Source organism: Jannaschia formosa (assembly GCF_003340555.1).
GTDB lineage: Bacteria > Pseudomonadota > Alphaproteobacteria > Rhodobacterales > Rhodobacteraceae > Jannaschia > Jannaschia formosa.
Map to the genome: position 1 here is coordinate 82,827 of NZ_QPLJ01000016.1, position 17,647 is coordinate 100,473.

Sequence of the window (17,647 nt, forward strand, 5' to 3'; positions counted from 1 at the left end):
CCGACCAGGAAGTCGTCGCCCGACCCGCCGATCAGCACGTCGGCATCCTCCTCGCCGCGCAGCAGGTCGCGCCCGCCCTTGCCGTCGAGGACGTCGTTGCCCAGCTCGCCCACGATCAGGTCGTCGCCGTCGCCGCCGGCAAGGCTGTCGTCACCCTCTCCGCCCCAGAGCGTCATGTCACCGGTCACGGCCGAGGTCGTCACCGTGTCATTGCCCGCGTCGCCGTAGAAGGCGACGGGCAAGTCGAAATTGCGGCCCGATCCGACGAGCTCCAGCTTGTCGTCGCCTTTGCCGCCATAGGCGACGATGCGCGACACGCCCTCGAAGGTCTGCGCGAGGGCCGTCTGGCCGTTGAAGATGACCTCGACCTTGTTCGCGCCGATCTGCTTGACCTTCATGGTCTCGTCGCCGTCCTTCACGTCGCCCTTCAGGCGCGAGGCGGCGTTGGGGCCGATGTTCAGCAGCAGGTCGCCATTGCCCTGGTCGGTGGCCAGCTGCGGCTGGCGCTGGAAGTTGGACTCGAAGGTCGTGATCGTCCCGCGGGCGATGTTGAACTCCTTGTAGTAGAGTCCCCATAGCGCCTCGATATAGGCCCGGACGAAATATTCGAGCTTGCCCGTGATGTCGAAGATGGCGAACGGATTGCCGCCGTTGATCCGCACGTTCGTCGCCAGCTCCTCGAAGCGGACCCGGCCGTCGTCGTTGGGGTCGTCGAGATCGAAGTATGTCGTCAGGGCCAGCCCGCCCTCCACCCCGAAGGAGGCCACGCCCGCGTTGATCTCGGCGCCGGCGCTGATCTCGCCGGCCAGCGTCAGCTCGGGCGTGTCGCGCCCCGTGCCGTCGGCATTGGTCCGGTCGGAAACGTAGAAGCCGTTGAACAGGTGGCCAAAATTGTTGGAGTTCGTGAACTGCGCGATGCCCGCGCCGTCGTAGCCGAAGCCCAGGTCGATCGCCGCGCTGATCTTACCGCCCAGCTTCGCGAAGAGCGGGCCGTAGATCATGAACTTCTGCTCGTACTCGAAGCCGAACGAGAAGGGCGGCAGCTTGTAGGTGACGAAGGTCGCCCGGTCGAAATTGCCCTCCAGTAGGTTCGCGATCGCGTTGACGTCGGTCAGGATCGGGAAGTCGATCGAACCCGAGCCGTTGGCGCCGTTGAGGCTGCGCAGGAAGTCGGTCGAGGGGCGGCTGCGCTTCTGTGAGAGGTCGTCGGTGGCGGATTTCGCCTTGGAGGTGTCCGCGCTCGACTTGCCGTCATCGTCGTCGCCGGCGCTCTTGGTCTGCTTCTCCAGCGCCTTCTTGCGCTCGACCTCGCCGAACTCGATGTCGCCGAAGGCCAGGGTCAGCTCCTCGCCAGGGGTGTTGGCGTCCTCGGTCGCGGCGCGCACCTGCTGGGCGAGGCGGTTCACCTCCTGCATCTGGGTGATGAAGCCCGAGACGTTGGCCGTGCCGAAGGTCTCGGCCAGGGTCAGCAGCGAGATGTCCTGGTTGGCGAGGTCCGAGATGACCGGGATCCGCGCCGTCAGCAGGCCGTCGGGCCCGATCAGGAAGTCCATCGGCTCTGTGATGCCGAGGATCGAGTCGAGGAACGGGCCCGCGAAGTCGCCGATGAACGAGCCGGCGAACAGCTTGACGTCGGTGAAGCCGACCGTGGCGCTGTCGTTGAGGATGAAGGTCACGGTCGTCAGCCCGCCGCGCGCGTCGTCGTCCTTGACGAAGTCGACCCGCCGCAGGTCGTTGTTCCACTCCACCTTGACCGAGGAGGCGAAGGAGGTCGGGCGCAGCGCCGTCTCCACCTTGCCCTGGACATGCGCGATCAGGTCGTCGAGCGAGTCGAACCGCTCGGTGTCGAGCGCCCGGATGGTGACGCTGACCGTCTCCTCCTTGGTGCCCTTCAGGACCAGGTCGAATTTCACGTCCTTGTCGAGCACGCCGTCGGCGGTGGCCGGGAAGGGCTTGTTGCCCCGTAGGCTGAAATTGCTGCCCGCGCCCGGGCCGGTCGTCGCCTGGAACAGGTTCTTGGCGTAGTGGAAGTTGGCGCCGATCTGCGGCAGCGTCTTGATCCGCTTGTCCTCGCCGTCCTTGATGAACATCTTGAGGCCAAGGTTCACCCGCGCGTCGACGCTGGCCTTCGCCTCGATCTTGTCGCTGATCTTGTACTTGGAGGAGCGCAGCTCCGCGAAGGTCAGCTTGTCGCCGTCATCGTCGAAGGTCACGGCGCGCGACGCGTCGATCCCCTTGCGCAGCACGGTCTTGCCGTTCTTCGTGTTCTCCGCCGTGTATTTCTGGATGACCAGGGTGGAGACGTCCTTGCCCTCGAACTCGGGGCTGCGGAAGGCGATCTCGAAGGTCGTCGCGTTCCGCTTCTTGACGTCGATCGTGTCCTTCGGAAGCAGGAAGGGCGAGCCGTCCTCGCCGAGCGCCGTCTCGAGGACGCGCACGATCTTCTCCTGCACCTCGTCCGCCTTGGTCGGCATCTTGTCGAAGAAGACGCTGGTCGTCGCGCCGTCGTAGCCGATCACGTATTTCGTCCCGCTAGCGTCGAAGGCGTCGTCAGAGAAGGTCAGGAGCTGCTCTGCGTATTTGGGCTTGGATGTGACGTCGCGCCCCTCCATCGACACCTTTAGCTCGGCCACGTTCTTGCGCGCGAGGTCCAGCTTCGGGTCGAGCCCCGCGCTGCTCTCCTTGAAGGTCACCTTGAAGAACTTGGTGCCGCTCTTGAACTTGGCCTTGCCTTGCAGGAACTCGCCAAAGCGGTCCTTGACGGTGGTCTGGTTCGCCGCGACCGCATCGACTTCCTCGACCGTGACGTTGGTGCGGTCGAGCAGCGGATGATCCTCGAGCGCCCGCAGGATGCCATCGGCCGTGAGCGCGGTGATGCGGCCCTTGCCCGAAGGCATGGTCTTGCCGCCCTGCTTCCAGTCGATGAGGAACGGCTCCGCCGCCGAGGCGGTGGCCAGCGGGCTGAAGATGAGGATCTGCTCCTCGTTCTGGTCGCCGAGGCCCGACCCGTCGGCGATGGTCTTGACCTCGACGGGCGCCATGCCCGCATCCGAGAGCACGCGGACCTTGGCCCCCTGCCCCTCGACCTCGATGTCGAAGCCGCCCTTAAAGGGGTCGAACACGACCGTGAGGTCGCCGACCGCGATGCCCTCCGTCTTGGGCAGGGCGGCGACGGCGGCGTCCAGCGCCTTCTGGACGTGCTTGGTCAGCTCCTCCAGCGGCCGCGCGATGGCGCCCTTGGCGTTGGCGGCGACCGTGAACTTCAGCTCCTTTTCACTGGCGTTGCCCGCGGTGTCGATGATCGGCACCTTGACCTTCACTTTGACGTCGCTCTTCAGGACGCCGTCCTTCGGCACCGGGATCGGCAGCAGGCCGCGGTCGGGGTCCTTGATGTCCACGCTGAACGTGGCCGAGAGCGCCGAGCCCAGCTTGCGCAGGTCGGTCTCGCCCGGGGCGGCGACCTTGTCCTTGGCCTCCAGCGCCAGCGCGTAGAACAGCGTGCCCTCGGCCTCTGCCGGGTTCGGGAGCCCGGTGAGGGAGCTCTTGGGCTGTTCCGCCTTGGCGTTCTTGATCGTCGCCGCCCCGAAGGCGTCGACATCGCCGACATGCTGCCCGTCGACCTGCAACTGTCCGACGTCGAGCGTCGCGAGATCGCCGGTGAAGACGAGCTTCCAGACGTTCGAGCCCGGGGAGTCCTCCTCCACCGAAACGTGCTGCGAGACGTTGTCCGCCGTCAGGGTGATCGTCGTCGTCTGACCCAGGTCGCTGGTCCCGGTCAGCGTCTGGCCCACCAGCGCGTCGCGGATGCCCTGCGCCGTCGTGGCCCCGGCGCGCACCAGCGTCCCTGCGCTGACGCCGGCCACGGCCTGCGCCGCGTTCGCCGCGTCGATCAGCTCGAAGGCCGCCCCGCTCGCTGCCGCGCCGAGCGACAGGATCCCGTCCAGCAGCCGGCCGAGGTTCAGCCCGTCCGCCTCGTCGTAGAAGCGCAGCTCCGACGTGCCGGTATGGCTGATGCGCAGCGCGCCCGAGACGACCTCCGCCCGGACCATGTCGTCGCCCGTGCCCACCTGCAGCGCGGCGGTGAGCAGGTCCAGCCCCGCCTCCACGTCCGCGGCGTCGGTGAAGTCGACCCGCACCGTCGAGCGCTGACCGTCGATCCAGAGCGCGAAGGCGAGCGGCCCCGCGGCCTTGAGCGCGGCGAGGTCGACAGCCGCGCCCTCCAGCCGGTTGCCGATCTGCCCGTCGACGATGCCCAGCAGATCCGAGGGCAGCAGCGCGTCGGACAGGCGGAGCCGGTCCGCCCCGGCGGTGACGACACGGTAGGTGTCGCCATCCGAAAGCCCGGTCGGGTCTTCGCTGCCGGCCGTGCGCGAGAAGGTGACGACGTCGCCGTCACGATAGCCGTGCCCGTCGATCCGCAGCGTCGCAAGCTCGGACGGGTCACCGCCCTCGGTGGTGATGGCAAGGACGCCCGCATCGCCGAAGATGTCGATGACCTGCACTTCGTTCGAGGGCGATTTGAGGTCGCCCTGGATGCGGACCTGGATCTCCGGCACGTTGCCGAGCCCGTCGAACTCGACATCGGTCTTGGTGTAGACCCCGTCCCGCCCGATCCCGAAGTTCAGCCGCCAGTCCCAGGCGATGTCCAGATCGAGGACCGCGTCCACGTCTAGATCGAACGCATCGCCGCCGATGTCGAAGCTGAAGTCGAACTGCGGCCCGCCATTCTCGATCAGCGCCTCCAGCAGGTCGGCCTGCCCGAGATTCATGGCGAACTCGAACGCCTCGATGTTCTTGAGCGAGAACGGGCTCTTGGCGCGGTTCCCGGCATCGTCGGAGGTCGTGCCGTCGACGCTGCGGAAGTCGTCGAAGAAGGAGGTGACGAAGCCGATGCCGATGTCGTTGCGGTTCACCGGCGTGGCGTCGGTCGGGTCGAGCTTCTTGAGGATGTTCCAGGCGCCGACCTTGTTGCCGTTGGCGTCCTCGAACGGCACGGCGATGTCGCCGATCCCGCCGACCGAGGTCTTGTCGATCGTGACCGTGCCGCCGGTGGGCGAGAAGGCCGTGAGCTGCGCCACGTCGACATTGGACAGAAGCCCGACGAATTCCACGACGTACTTGTTGCCGAAGGCCGAGACCTTGACGTTGTCGGTGCCGCCGATGTTGCCGAGGCTGCCGATCGCGTCGCGCATCTCGTCGGTCGAGAAATCGGACTCCACCTCGACCTCGAAGCGCGGCGCGGGCAGGTCGTCGGCCACCCCGACGAGCTGCTGCACGTCCTTGCCCGCCAGCTCTCCGATGAACTCGATGGTCAGGACCTTGTCGTATTCCGCATGCTCCTTGCCGGAGCCGTTGGGCGTCTCGGTATAGGTCGCCCGGACGTTGCCGGTGCCGAGGATGTCCTCGAGCGAGCGCTGCGCCGAGGCCGAGATGGCCGCGCGCAGGGCGTCGCCGCCATCGGCGCGGGTGTAGCCGAAGAGCGGGCCGCCAGGGGCCGGGCTGCCGATCGGGCTCACGTAGGGGATCGGGAAGGTCTCCTGCCCGCCGAGCGCCAGGCGGAACGCGCCCTCGTCGCCGGGCCCCTCCATCGCCGTCAGGGTGACCGTCTGGATCTCGTTGCGCGCGTCGCTGCCGAGGGCTTCCCGCTCGCCGTCCTCGACGAAGGTCACCTGGATCTCGCGCGTGTCGAGCTCGGTCGCGGTGACGCCGCCCGCATCGGTGACGGAAGTCAGCGCGTTCAGCGCCGTGGCCACCCCCGCCGCGCCGTCCTCGACGCGGATCAGGTCGGTGAGCTCGCCCTCGAAGCTCAGCCGGTAGGTCGAGGGCACCGTCGCCTCGTCCAGCGTGACGGTCTGCACCGCCGCCGTGGCGGCGTCGCCCGCCTCCACGACCTCCACGAAGATGCCCTTGGCGCGCTGCACGGTGTGCATGTCCGTGCCGGCATCCTCAAGGCGCAGCAGGTAGGTCTGGTCGGTGCCCACGAACAGCGTGTCGAGCGCCTCGGTGGTCGCGAAGGTGACCGTGTAGACCGTGTCCGTCCCCGAGGTCGTGACCTCGACCGACGCGACCCCGCCCGCCTCCTCGACGACGACGAGCCCGTTCAACGCCTCGGTCAGGCTGGCGATGCGCTCCGCCTCGGTCCACTTGTCCTTGTCGACGACGATCGCCGCGCTCGCCTGGCCGCCCAGCTGCAGCCGGTACTGATTGGCGTCCTCCTGGACGGTGACGACCTGACGCGTCTTGCCGTCCGGCGCCGCCGTCCCCTGCGCGACCGAGACCTTCTCGCCCGCGATCGAGAAATAGGGCGTCCGCTGGACCTCGATGGTCTGGATCGTGTTCGACCGGCGGACATCGTCCTCGCCCGGACCGAACAGGTCGAACAGCGCCTGCTGGATCAGCTGCCAGGGCGTGCTGGCCGGGTCGCCCCGGCGCAGCGCGAAGTCGAGGAAGGTCAGCACCGCCTCGACGTCGAAGAACAGGAAGCCCTGCTTGAAGATGTCGCTCAGCCCCTGCCCGACCAGCGGCAGGTCGGTCAGCGCGACCTGCTCCAGGAGTTGCTCCTCGACCGAGCCGAAGAGCGATCCGAGCCCCTCGATGAAGATCTCGGGGTTCTTCATGATCGAGTCGACCACGCCCTCGAACTCGGCGGCATAGAGCGCGAGGTCCGGCGTGTCGAAAGTGGCGAAGATCCCGACCTCGGGGGCCTCCGGCAGCACGCCGTCGGCCACGTCGCGCAGCGACAGCAGGTAGGCCTCCAGGTCCGACGCGTTGGCGAAACGCAGCACCAGGTCGCGGCCCAGCGAGGTCCCGCCTTCCTCGTCGAGAAGCGGCACCGTCACGTCGAAGGGCGCGTCGCCGTTCGCGGGCCCCCGCAGCACGGAGGACAGCGCCTCCCGGTCCTCGGCGGGCTGCGCCACGTCGGCCAGCAGCTCCGCGCCGGTGATCCGCCCGCCATCGGCCTCGAGCGCGGTGGCGACCTGCACCGCGATGTCGACGCTGTGCCCGTCGGCATAGATCGGACTCGGACCCGCATAGCCGGAGAAGCCCGCCGCCTGCGTCCCCGCCGCCAGCGTGAAGGTCATCGTCGTGCCGCCGTCCTGCGGATCGGCATAGATGAAGGGCGTCAGCGCCGGGCCGGTCGCGCCGGTCAGCGCGAGATCGGCGCGCACGCCCTGCGCGATGCCGTCCTCGGCGACCCAGAGCATGCGCGCGCCCGCGTTGTCGCCGGTACGCGGCTCGGTGATCGACAGCTTCAGCTCGTAGGGGCCGCCCGTCTCTTGCTGCGTCAGGATCCAGGTGTCGCCGCCGCGATAGAGGGTCTGCGCCGCGTTGAGCGCGTCCGCCAGCGCCTGCCCGCCCCCATCCGAGGCGATCTCGTCGGTGACGGTCGTGACCAGACCGCCCGCGAAGCCTAGGGACTCGGTGGCGAAGATGTGGTCATGGCCCACGATCTCGTATTCCGAGATGCCGCCCAGCAAGGCCAGGGCGGGGATGTCCCGACCGATCTGGGAGATGTCGGTGAAGTCCACGTCGAACAGCTGCACCCCGTCGACCAGCCCGGCGAAGGCGACCTCCGGTGCGATCCCCGACAGGGCCGGAAGCTCTGCCAGGGCCTGCGCCAGCGCGTCCGCGTCCAGCGCGATCTTGCCCGGCCCGGGCGTGGTGTCGAACGCGATCTCGGCGGTGACGTTGCCCGCGTCGGCGAAGGCGATCTCGGTCGTCGTCGCCGCCGCCGTCAGCGACAGCGCGCCCGCAGCGTCGAAGTCTGCGGTGACCAGCGCCGTGCCGTTGCCGTCGTCGCCGAAGGCGGCCAGCAACGCGGCGTTCAGCGCCGCCGTGCGGTCCGCGCTGTAGTCCTCGGCCGTGACCGCGACGCGCTTCGGAGTGACGGTGTCGGTGTCACTGGTCAGCGTCAGGTCGAAGGCGATTCCCCAGTCCGCGGCGTCCTGCGCCACGCCGCGGGCCGTCAGCACGCCCGTCCCCTGCGCCCCGTCCGCGAGGCCTAGCACCTGCGATGCCGTATCGACCCCGGTCAGCGCCAGCTGGAAGCCGACGTCCTGGTCGCTCGACAGGTTGGCGACGCCGATGCGCAGCTGCTCGGACAGCTCGCCCTGCGTGTCGTCCGCGGGCGCGCCGTCCTGGACCACCTCCACCGTGACGCCGGGTGTGCGTGTGACCTCCAGGTCCGACAGATCGAGCGTCGAGAGCGCCCCAAGGGCCGCCCGCACCTCTGCCGCCGAGGCGTCCACGGCCAGCGGCTCCGTCGTCTCGCCGTCGAAGGACAGGGTGAAGGTCCCGGCGGGGGAGATCGCGCGGATCACCTGCCGCTTCGATCCGGCCAGCACGTTGCCGTCGGGATCCGTCACCTCGGTCACGCCGCCCGTCGCGTCGCGCGTCTCGACGCTGAGCAGTTGGCCCGAGGCGTCGAGCAGCAGCGTCTCCAGCCTGTAGCTGCCCCCCACCGCGCCCGGCAGGCTCACGGTCCAGGCCGCGCCGTTGTCCTCGCCCTCGACCACGTCGACGCCCTTCGAGACGACGCGCAGCGCGCCCTCGGTCGCGGCGAGCTCGATCGCCCCGCCCTGATCGGAGGCGCCGATCCGCGCCGGGTCCAGGCCCACCGCGGCCAGCTCGGCCGACAGGGCGGCGTCCAGCGCGGCGGCCAAGGTCGCCGCGTCCCCGCCCGGGACCCGCAGGTCGAGCGTGGCGGCGACCGCCGAGGTGTCGTCCAGAACCTCGACCAGGACGCTCACCTCCGCCGGAACGGTCGCGAAATCGGCCACCGGGACGACGCCGATGACGGTCGCCCCCTCCTGCCCGTCGGCGAGGCCGAGCCCCGCGACGACATGGGCCGCTCGATAGCCACCCGCGGCGGCGGGGTCGGTGAAGAGATGCACCTCGGTCGGGTCGAGCGCGATCTCGGCCGGCGCGCCCCCGGCCAGCGTCACCGTGCCCCCGTCGGCCGAGCGCGTCAGCACCAGACGCGGCGGGTTCGACGTGTCGGCCTCCGCGAAGGACACGATCACGTCCCCCGTCGAATAGCCCGGCGTGCCCGCCACAGTGGCGTCGAGGCTCGCCTGGGCGCGGGCCAGCAGGTCGTTGAGCGAGGCGCCCCCGGTGGTGGCGTCGAAGGCCAGGGCGAACTCGCTCAGTGTCGTGCCGATCGGCGTCTGCAGATCGATGCCGAAGGCCAAATCGAACCGCGCCGCCACGTCGATGCCGATATCGGCGCCGTCGCCGATGCCGAAGAGTGAGTCGACCGAGGTGAGCGGGTTGCCGTCCTCGTCGACGGCGGCGCCGCCGGGCAGACCGCCCAAGGCCTCGAAGTCGATCTCCAGCCCCGTGGTCCGGCTGATGGTGGCGAGGAACGGGAACGCGATCCGCAGCGCCGTCCCGTCGACCGGGTCGTCGTCATACGTGACCTCGACATTGGCCGCCTCTGTCGCATCGAGGCCGAAGGCTGAGACGATCGCGGCCGGAAGCAGGTCGACCGTCGCAGGCGCCGACGCGAGCAGCACCTCCAGCCGTTCGTTGAAGAGCGCCTGGTAGTCGAGGAAGTCGGAGATTGAGCCGTTGATGACCGGGAAGGCCGTCGTCAGCAGCGGCTCGTCCAGATCGGCAAGCGCGGCCGCGAAATCCTCCATCGCGGAGGCGACGTCGTCGAAGCTCGCCTTCGAGACGTTCTCCAGCAGGCCCAGCGAGGCGGTCGATGCGGTCTGGTAGCGCGGTACGGCAGCGCTGCCGTCGGGATTGGCGGGCGCGGCGTTCGCCGGCGGGAAGGCGGCCCAGTCGTCGGCCGAGAGCGTGATGGTGCCCTGCCCCAGTTCCGTCAGCATGCGCGGGGTCAGCGTCAGCGTCATGTCCGCGGCCGAGGCCACGTCCGAGAGCGTCAGGGCCGTCTCCGCGTCCTCGAGCAGCTCGGTCGAGGAGACCGGGCCGTCCAAGTCGACCGTCGACTCGGCCGAGACGGTCGCCTCGCCCTCGATGTCGACCGCCAAGAAGCCCCGCCGTCCTTCGGCGGCGAAGGCGCCACCGCCGGTGTCGCCGAGGTTCAATTCGGCCGAGATCAGCTTCTTGGTGCCGTCGGCCTTGTCGAGGAACCAGCTGTCGGAGCGGCCCCATTTGATCAGGTCCACCGAGCCGCGCAGCGCTTCCAGCGGGTCGACCTCTCCGCTGGCGGGCAGCGCGCGGAATCCGAGCGTGGTCACGGTCGGATCGTCCAGAGCAGCCTGCAGGCGCAGCCCGGCCAGCATCGCGTCCTCTTGCGCGACGAAGGCGATCTGCGCGGTCGGCCCGGTCGCGTCGCCCAGCACCGTCACGTCGACTCCGGTCACGCCCGCGGCGGCCAGCGCCGTTTGGATGTCGGCGGCCAGGGCGTCGATGCGCGAGGCCGACTGCCCGGCCTTCAGCCCGAGCGCCCCGAGGTTCTGGCCCTGCGCCAGCCGCAGCCCGACCAACTCGGACCCGGCATCGGCCGCGATCCGCAGCGCGCCGTTCTGCGCGCTCACTGTCAGCAGGCCAGACGGATCGATCCCCGCGGTGCGGAGCCCGAGCTCCAGCGCGTCGGTCACGTCCGCCGCCAGATCGTCAAGCGTCGCGTTGCCCGTCATCCGGCCGCTGCCCAGCACGCCGATCGTCACGTCGGATGCCGCAGCGCCCGTTCCATCCTGCGCCGTCAGCCGCAGCTTGCCGTTCACGAGGGAGGCCACCACGGATTCGGCGCTGCCGGGCACGGTGCCGTCACCGGAGGACAGGGCGAGGGCAATCGCCAGGTTCAGGTCGACGAGGAAGTCGTCGAGCGAGGCGCTCTCCGCCGTCTGCGCCACCGTCAGCATCACCTGCACGACCCGCGTGTCGGTGCCGTCGGACAGCTCCAGCCCGAAGGTAAGGTCGCCGGAGAGCTGGCCGTCAGTCAGGATCAGATCGTTCGCCGCCGTCAGCACCCCGCCCGCGGCCGAGCCCGCCGCCGCGCCCAGGTCCGCGAGGCCTAGGGTGGAAACGAGCACGTTGGCCGTCTCGACATGGCCCAGGGAGACCAGGACGTCATCCGCGCCCGCGCTGCCCGCTCCGAGCGGGACGACCGTGTCCGCCAGATCTCCGACGCTGACCGCAAGCTGGAACGCATCGTCGCTCAGGCGGTGGACGAAGTAGATGCGGTCGGCCTCGACATTGCCCAGGTCGCCGTCGCCGCTGGTACGGTAGATCACCCGGTCGCCGTCCACGAGCCCATGATCCGTCGCCGTGATCGTGTCGCCCGAGATGGTGGCCGCAGACAGATCGACATCGCCGCGACCCGATTGCAGATCGAGCTGGAAGAACACGTCCGCGTCGGGCGCGGGGCTTTCCGGCGCGGCCCCGTCCAGGGTCGGCAGGGCCGAGGCATTGGTCGCGTCCACCGCGACGGTGATGTCGTGCGCCGTGGCCGTGCCGGACGCGTCCGTGAGCGTCAGTGTGAAGGCGAGGTCGCCCGGCAGCACGCCCGTCACGGGCACGCCCGAGGCGCGCGGGCGCTCGGACGCGGCGGCGAGGCCGGACACGCGGTCCGATCCCGCGGAGAGGACCAGCTGCGCGTCGTCGCCCGTGCCCGCGACCGAGGCCAGCACGTCGCCGTCGCTGTAGGACGGCACGCCGGTAGGCGGTGTGAAGGCGAGGCTCAGCGCCGTGACAGTCCGACCCCCGGCGTTGACGGGGGTGCGGCCGACCATCTCCAGCGCGCCGTCGGACTGGACCACGACCGAGCCTACCAGGCTGTCCGCCCGCCGCAGCGCCTGCAGGCCCGCGGCGGCGCCCTGGCCGATCGGCAGGGCCGCGCCGGCAAAGGCCTGGTCCTCGCTGCGCGCCAGACGGAACGTGTCCGCGTCGACCCGGATCGCGTAGACTTGGGCATCGACGGCGGGCGCGGAATAGGCTGTATCGATGGGCTCGTAGAACAGCGCGTCCCCGGTCTGGAGCCCGTGGTTCGCCACCGTCAGCAGCCCGGTCGCCGGATCGAAGGCCGAGGCTTCGAACACCACGTCTTCGGCGCCGAGCGCGGCATCGATCGCATCCTTCACGGTCTGCTTGAGCTCGGCGAGCGTCGCCGTGGCCGATCCGGCCGGGATCGTCACGCCGAAGGCCCGCGGGGCGCGATCCTCCTGCGAGGCGACGTCGAGGCGGAACTGGACCGCGTCGGCGAAGCCCAGCTCCGGATCGCGCAGGTCCGAGGGCGCGACGACAGTGCCGCTGGCATCGAGGGCCGTGTAGTTCAGGCCCAGCCGCTCCGCCGCGCCGGAGGCCACGGCGAGGTCGATGGCGTTCTGGATGTCGTCGATCGTGCTTTCCGCCGGCAGGTCGACGGGGCGCGGGTCGTCGTAGTCATTGCCGAGGAAGATGTCGAAGCGCAGGTCCTGCGTCGTCTTGCCGGTCGTGTCGTCCCAGCCGACGACCAGCCCGCCCGAGCCGGAGCCCTGCTGCGGCGGCGCCAGCGTGACGGGCGCGCGCGCCGCAAGGTCGATGCCGAAGGCGAGGTTGAAGACCAGCGCGCTGGTGCCGTTCTCGTCCGTGACCGTCTCCAGGCCCGCATCGCTGACGACGTCCGTGAGCCCGCTCAGATCGTAGGCGAAATCCATCGGCAGGCCGCCGATGTCGAGCGCGTGGGTCCAGGCGATTTCGAAGGTCAGCGTCCGCGCCATCGCGTCGTAGGCCGGCACCACCGAAGCGCCTGCCCCGGTCAGCGCCTGCAGCAGGACGCCGAAATCCTGCGCCGTGTCGGAGTCCGTCCCCAGGTCGGCCACGGCGGATTGCAGCCCGCGCAGCACGTCGGTGCGGAACGCGCCGCCGAAGTCGAACAAGTCGCCCAGCACCGCCACCGGCGCCGCGTCGGGGTTGAAGGAGTGCAGCGTGCCGGCCGTGCCCGCCGCCGCGACGGAGATCGTCGTGCCCGACAGCGCGTCGGACAGCGAGGCAGCGAGACCGACCGAGGTCGCGTCCAGGGCGACGACGTAATAGGTCGCGCCCTCCTCCAGGTCCGTCAGCGGCGACCCGCCCGAGAAATAACGCACTGCCTGTCCGGTCTTGAGACCGTGCAGGCCCAGCGTGAAGACGCCCGCCGAGACGTCCGCCGACGGGTCGAAGCGCGCGGGCTCCGCCTGGCCGACCAAGGGCAGCTCGACCGCGAAGCGCTCCGACGACGCCAGGTCGTCGAGCACGCCGGACAGCTCGCCCAGCATCGACATGACGTCCGCCGACAGCACGGCGGTGAAGTCCAGCAGCGTGTCGCTGGCCGTCACCGCGGTCGCCGCGCCGAAGGGCGCGGTCCGGTCGGCGATCGAAAGGCCGAAGCTGCGATCGGCCGCGTCCGCGCCGAGGCCGGAAATGCCTGGATCGTAGGTCAGCAAGAAGTCCGCGTCGAACGTGCCCAGAGCCGTGACGGTGGCCGCCGAAAGCGCGTCTGCCGGAGCGTCCGGCGCGAAGGCGCCGCCCGAGAAGGTCTGCTCCGACCCGCCCGTGCCGAAGTCGAGCCCGGCCTCGACGTCGAGCGCGAACTGCGCCGGGTCCGAGTTTCCGACGGGCGCGATCTCGCCTCCGAGGAAGCCGAAGGCGAGCTTCATGTCGATGTCGCGCTCGGCCGCGGCGGCCTCGGCGCGGACCCGGTCCAGCGCGAGCGTGAGCACGTCGCCGTCCCGGTCGAGCGTGAGCGACAGGTCCATCTCCAGACCGGTCACCAGCTCCACCGTGTCGCCCGCCTCTTCGGCGTCGAAGGTCAGGCCCTTGGCTTCGCCGTCGGGCCCGAAATCCAGGTCGAACCGATTGCGGCGCTCGCCCTCCATGTCGAGCGAGAGGCTGAGCCGCGGCTGGCCGCCGGGGCCGTAGGTCGCACTCTGGCTGAGAGCGATAGCCACGTTCTCGAGCACCGAGAGCTGCAGGTCACCCACCCGCACGTCCTCGGCCCAGTTGGGCGCGCCCGACTCGGCCAGCGGGGCGCCGCCTCCCGGCGCGGAGGAAAGGAACGTCGCAAAATCCTTCAGCGTGACCGTGTCGCCGCTCAGTCGGTTCAGGACGTAGACGCCCAGGTCGCGGAACGCGTCCGCGATTCCGGCGGCGCGGCCTAGTGTCACGTCCCCGCCAAGCGGAATGGTCTCGTCGGCACGGTACTTGTCCGACAGGCCGGGCAAGATCTGGGACAGCTCGCCTACGGCCTCGATCCGCCGTCCCAGCTCCACGAGCCCGGCGAACAGCTTCTCCAATTCGGTCTGGGTCAGCGGGTTGACGAGGTCGGGCGTGCCGGTCGTCTCAACCGAGGCGAAGTCCCCCGGAGTGAAGCTCGCCTTGAACAGCGTGGTCCCCGTGGTCGGGTCGACGAAGCTCGCCCCGTCCGACTCGAGCAACAGGTCGTAGTCCCCCGCGTCGATCTCCAGCGCAAGGGTGCCCGATCCGGGCTCCAGCGTCAGGCTCGCGAGCTCTCCGCCGTCGAAGGCGATCGTCCGCCCGCCCTGAGAGACGCTCGAGGGGCTCAGGAACATGGTATCGGCGCTGCCGTCGCCGGTGACCGTCAGGGCCTGGGCACCGGCTGGCGCCGTCAGGGCGTAATCCGCCCCGCCCAGGGTCACGTCCCAATCGGTTCCGGAAAGCCCTTCCAGCGTCACCTGCCCCGCCAGCGTCGCCGCCGACAGATCGACCGAGATGCCCTCGCCCGCCACGCCCGAAGCGAGCGTCACGGCCCCCGCGGGCACGCCGAGCGTCAGGTCGGCGAAGGCCGCGCCCGTCAGCGTCAGGGTCGATGCGTTCGTCGCCGTGAAGCTCGCGCTGCCGGGCGAGTACACGGGCGGCAGCGCCAGCGACACGTCGCCCGACGGCGCCTCGGAGACGGTCACGGCGTCGGCCGCGTCCTGCAGCACGACGAGGGTCTCCGCCCCCGACGTGAGGCCGATCGCCGCGTCGACATCGGCGCCGGAGAGATAGCCGACGTCCAGCCCGGTGACCGCGCCCGAGACCGTCAGCCCGTCGGTCCCGGTGCCACCGAGATAGAGCACGCCGCCCGTCAGCGAGAAGGCCGTGCCGAAGTCGACGGTCAGCTCCGATCCGGCGTTCCCGGCCTCCGCGACGATCTGGGACACGTCCGATCCCGCATCCGCCGCGTCCAGGGTCAGCGCGCCGCCAGCGAAGGCAGCGAAGCTCGGCAGCGACTCCAGGTTGTCGGTCTCCAGCGTCACGGCGGGGGCGCCGTAGGACAGGACGTCGCCCGAGAGCACGGCCGTGGCCCCCACCTCGGCGCCCACGACCAGCGCGTCGCTCGCGCCCGCCCCGCCATCGATGCCGCCCGAGAAGGCGGCCGTGTCGGACTGCACCAGGAAGACGTCGTCGGCATCCCCGCCCTCCAGCGCCTCCACGCCGGAGAACACGATCCGCGTGCCGCCGCTCCCCGCGCCCTCCGCGATGGCATCGGTCGCCGACCCGCCGATGACGGCCGTGCCCGCCCCTTCGCCGGTCAGGACCCAGAGCGTGTCGGAGTCCGGGCCGACGAGGGTGTCGGTGCCTCCGCCCCCCTGCACCGTCAGCGTGAAGTCGGCGGGCAAATCGCCCTCGACGGTCAAGGTCTCGTCCCCGGCGGTGCCGATCAGCGTCAGCGCATCGTCGAGCGACCAAAACACCGAAGAGACGTCGCCGTTCGCGGCGGTCGATTCGAGCTTGAGGACCTCGGCCGGCGTAGCCCCGGAGTCGTAGGTCAGCACGTGGCTGCCGGCCGCCAGCGTCAGCGGGTCCGCCGCCAGCAGGATCCGGGGCTCCATCGCCTCCAGCGCATGGCGGGGTGCGGCGGCACGGCCCGGTGCGACGGGGCGGCTCGCTGCGGACCAGGGATCGGAAAGGGCGAAGAGCGGGGCGTCGCTATCCTTCGGTGTCGCATCGTGGGTGCGGACATCGCCCCCATTCCGGAAGAATAGCGTCATTTTAGTCCCCTCCCGAGGCGTCGGCGGACCTCCGCCCTCAACACGCGGCGCAGAAATCCTCCTGCCGGTTTCTTGTGCAAATCACGAACGACGCAGCTCCGACCCTCACCGGCCAGACATGTCGTGGTCGCATCTTAGGCTGGGATCGACCGCATGTGCGTATCGATACACAATGAAACCGTTAGGGAAAGAAGAAACGGCCCGTGGCGTCAGCGTGCCTGTGCCGCAGGGCAACTCCAATCTTTCAGCCTCGCGGATTGTTGCCGGAGCCGCATGGCGCGCAACACGATCCGGAGATCGTCGCCCGGTTGCGAACGAATCACCGGGCGCGTGCGGCCGCGACCGCCGCCGCGTTCGTCCAGGCGGGCGGCGCCTCGGCAATCCGAGCCAGCACCTCGTCCGAGAACGCGTGCAGGAGCAGGTCGTGCCAGTCCTCGACCAGCGCGTCGCCAGCCGAAAGCAGGGCCGCCGCACGATCCGCGTCCGGCAGGTAATCCGCGCCACTGTCCAATTCCGCCCGCAACGCCGCCGCCGCGCCCGGCGCCGCCAGGTGCTTCAGCGCGGCGCGGGCGGGCGACCCATAGCCGAGGACCGTCATCGCGGCGACGGCCAGCCCGTCCCGCTCCTCCGGGTCGAGCGTCCGGCCGGCGGTCTCGGCCATGCCTTCCGCGACCCGGGCGAAGATCGCCAGCAGCACCACACCCGACGCCGCCGCCCGCGGCGCGACCCGCGCCATCACCGTCAGCGGAAACTCCAGGCAGACCGTGCCGTCCTCGCCGAAGGGCGCGACGTGGCCGCAACGTCCCGCCGACAGGCCGGGATCGAAGCGCAGCATTCGCGCCATCCCCTCCGAGACGGCGCGCAGCATGGCATCGGCGCCCGCCTCGTAGGCCTGCGGGCTCAAGCCGCCTAGGGCCGAGGCCGTGATCTGGACGGTCATGCTCCGGACCTCGCGCCCCAACCGGTTGTCGAGCACCAGGGCATGGTCCCCCGCCGCGCGGGCGGCCACCTCGAAGCGCACCGGTCCCGTGACCCGCGCGCTATAGAGCGCGTCCGGCGGCTCGGGCAGTTCGGCGAAGGCGTCCGAATGCACGAGGTGCAGCATCGCCGGTCCGTCGGGCCGCGCCGCGACCGAGAGACCCGCGCCTTCGGGAACCGCCGACAACAGGGTCGCGGTCCATTCGCCTGCCGCCGCCTCCATCCGGACGGCGGTCCCCGGCTGACTCATTTTCCTTGCTCGGTCATGAACGGAAGCTTAAGGGCCGCGCCGCGCCGCGTGCAACCGTCCGCGTCGATCTGCATCTCGGATTTGCACCGGACCATCGCGTCCGCTGAGCCTTGGAGTTCCGTGGCGCGGCGTGGTTACACGTTCCCGGCGACAGGATCCGCATGCAGACCGGCAACGCGTTCCTGCGGCTTTCGAAGCCAGAGGTATAGGCTGAACTGAACCAACTTCCGTCTGGCCGGTTCGGTTAAGTCCCACGCGGGGGGCCTTTCGTCGCCTCGCTCCTTCGCGGAACGAGCTGGCCGTCAATGGTTCGGCCATTGCGGCGCCCCCGGGGAGTTCTGACCGGCCCCCATTGGGTGGTCCGGTTTGAATGTTAGAGCGCCTAACGAAACCGATCTGCGTCTCGCGGATTCACGAGGCATGAGACATGAACTTGTGAGTGACGAGATGTGGTCGGCGGTGTTGCCGTTGCTGCCCGAAGAGCCGCCCAAGCCGA

Annotated in this window: 2 protein-coding genes (1 of these 2 running past the window's edge); both read right to left on the bottom strand. The window is 70.0% G+C overall.

The window, feature by feature from the left end; all coding sequences use genetic code 11:
• Window positions 1-15,923, bottom strand: partial view of an LEPR-XLL domain-containing protein gene (locus tag DR046_RS15810; protein WP_115383359.1) — the 5' portion only. The gene continues 14,227 nt to the left of window position 1, outside the view; 15,923 of the gene's 30,150 nt are visible here — the first part of the coding sequence; its start codon is at window positions 15,921-15,923; its stop codon lies beyond the left edge, outside the window.
• Between the two features lie 319 nt (window positions 15,924-16,242).
• On the bottom strand, window positions 16,243-17,151 hold the full coding sequence (locus tag DR046_RS15815) for a hypothetical protein (protein WP_135227314.1): 909 nt from the start codon (window positions 17,149-17,151) through the stop codon (window positions 16,243-16,245).
• Window positions 17,152-17,647: the final 496 nt, after the last annotated feature.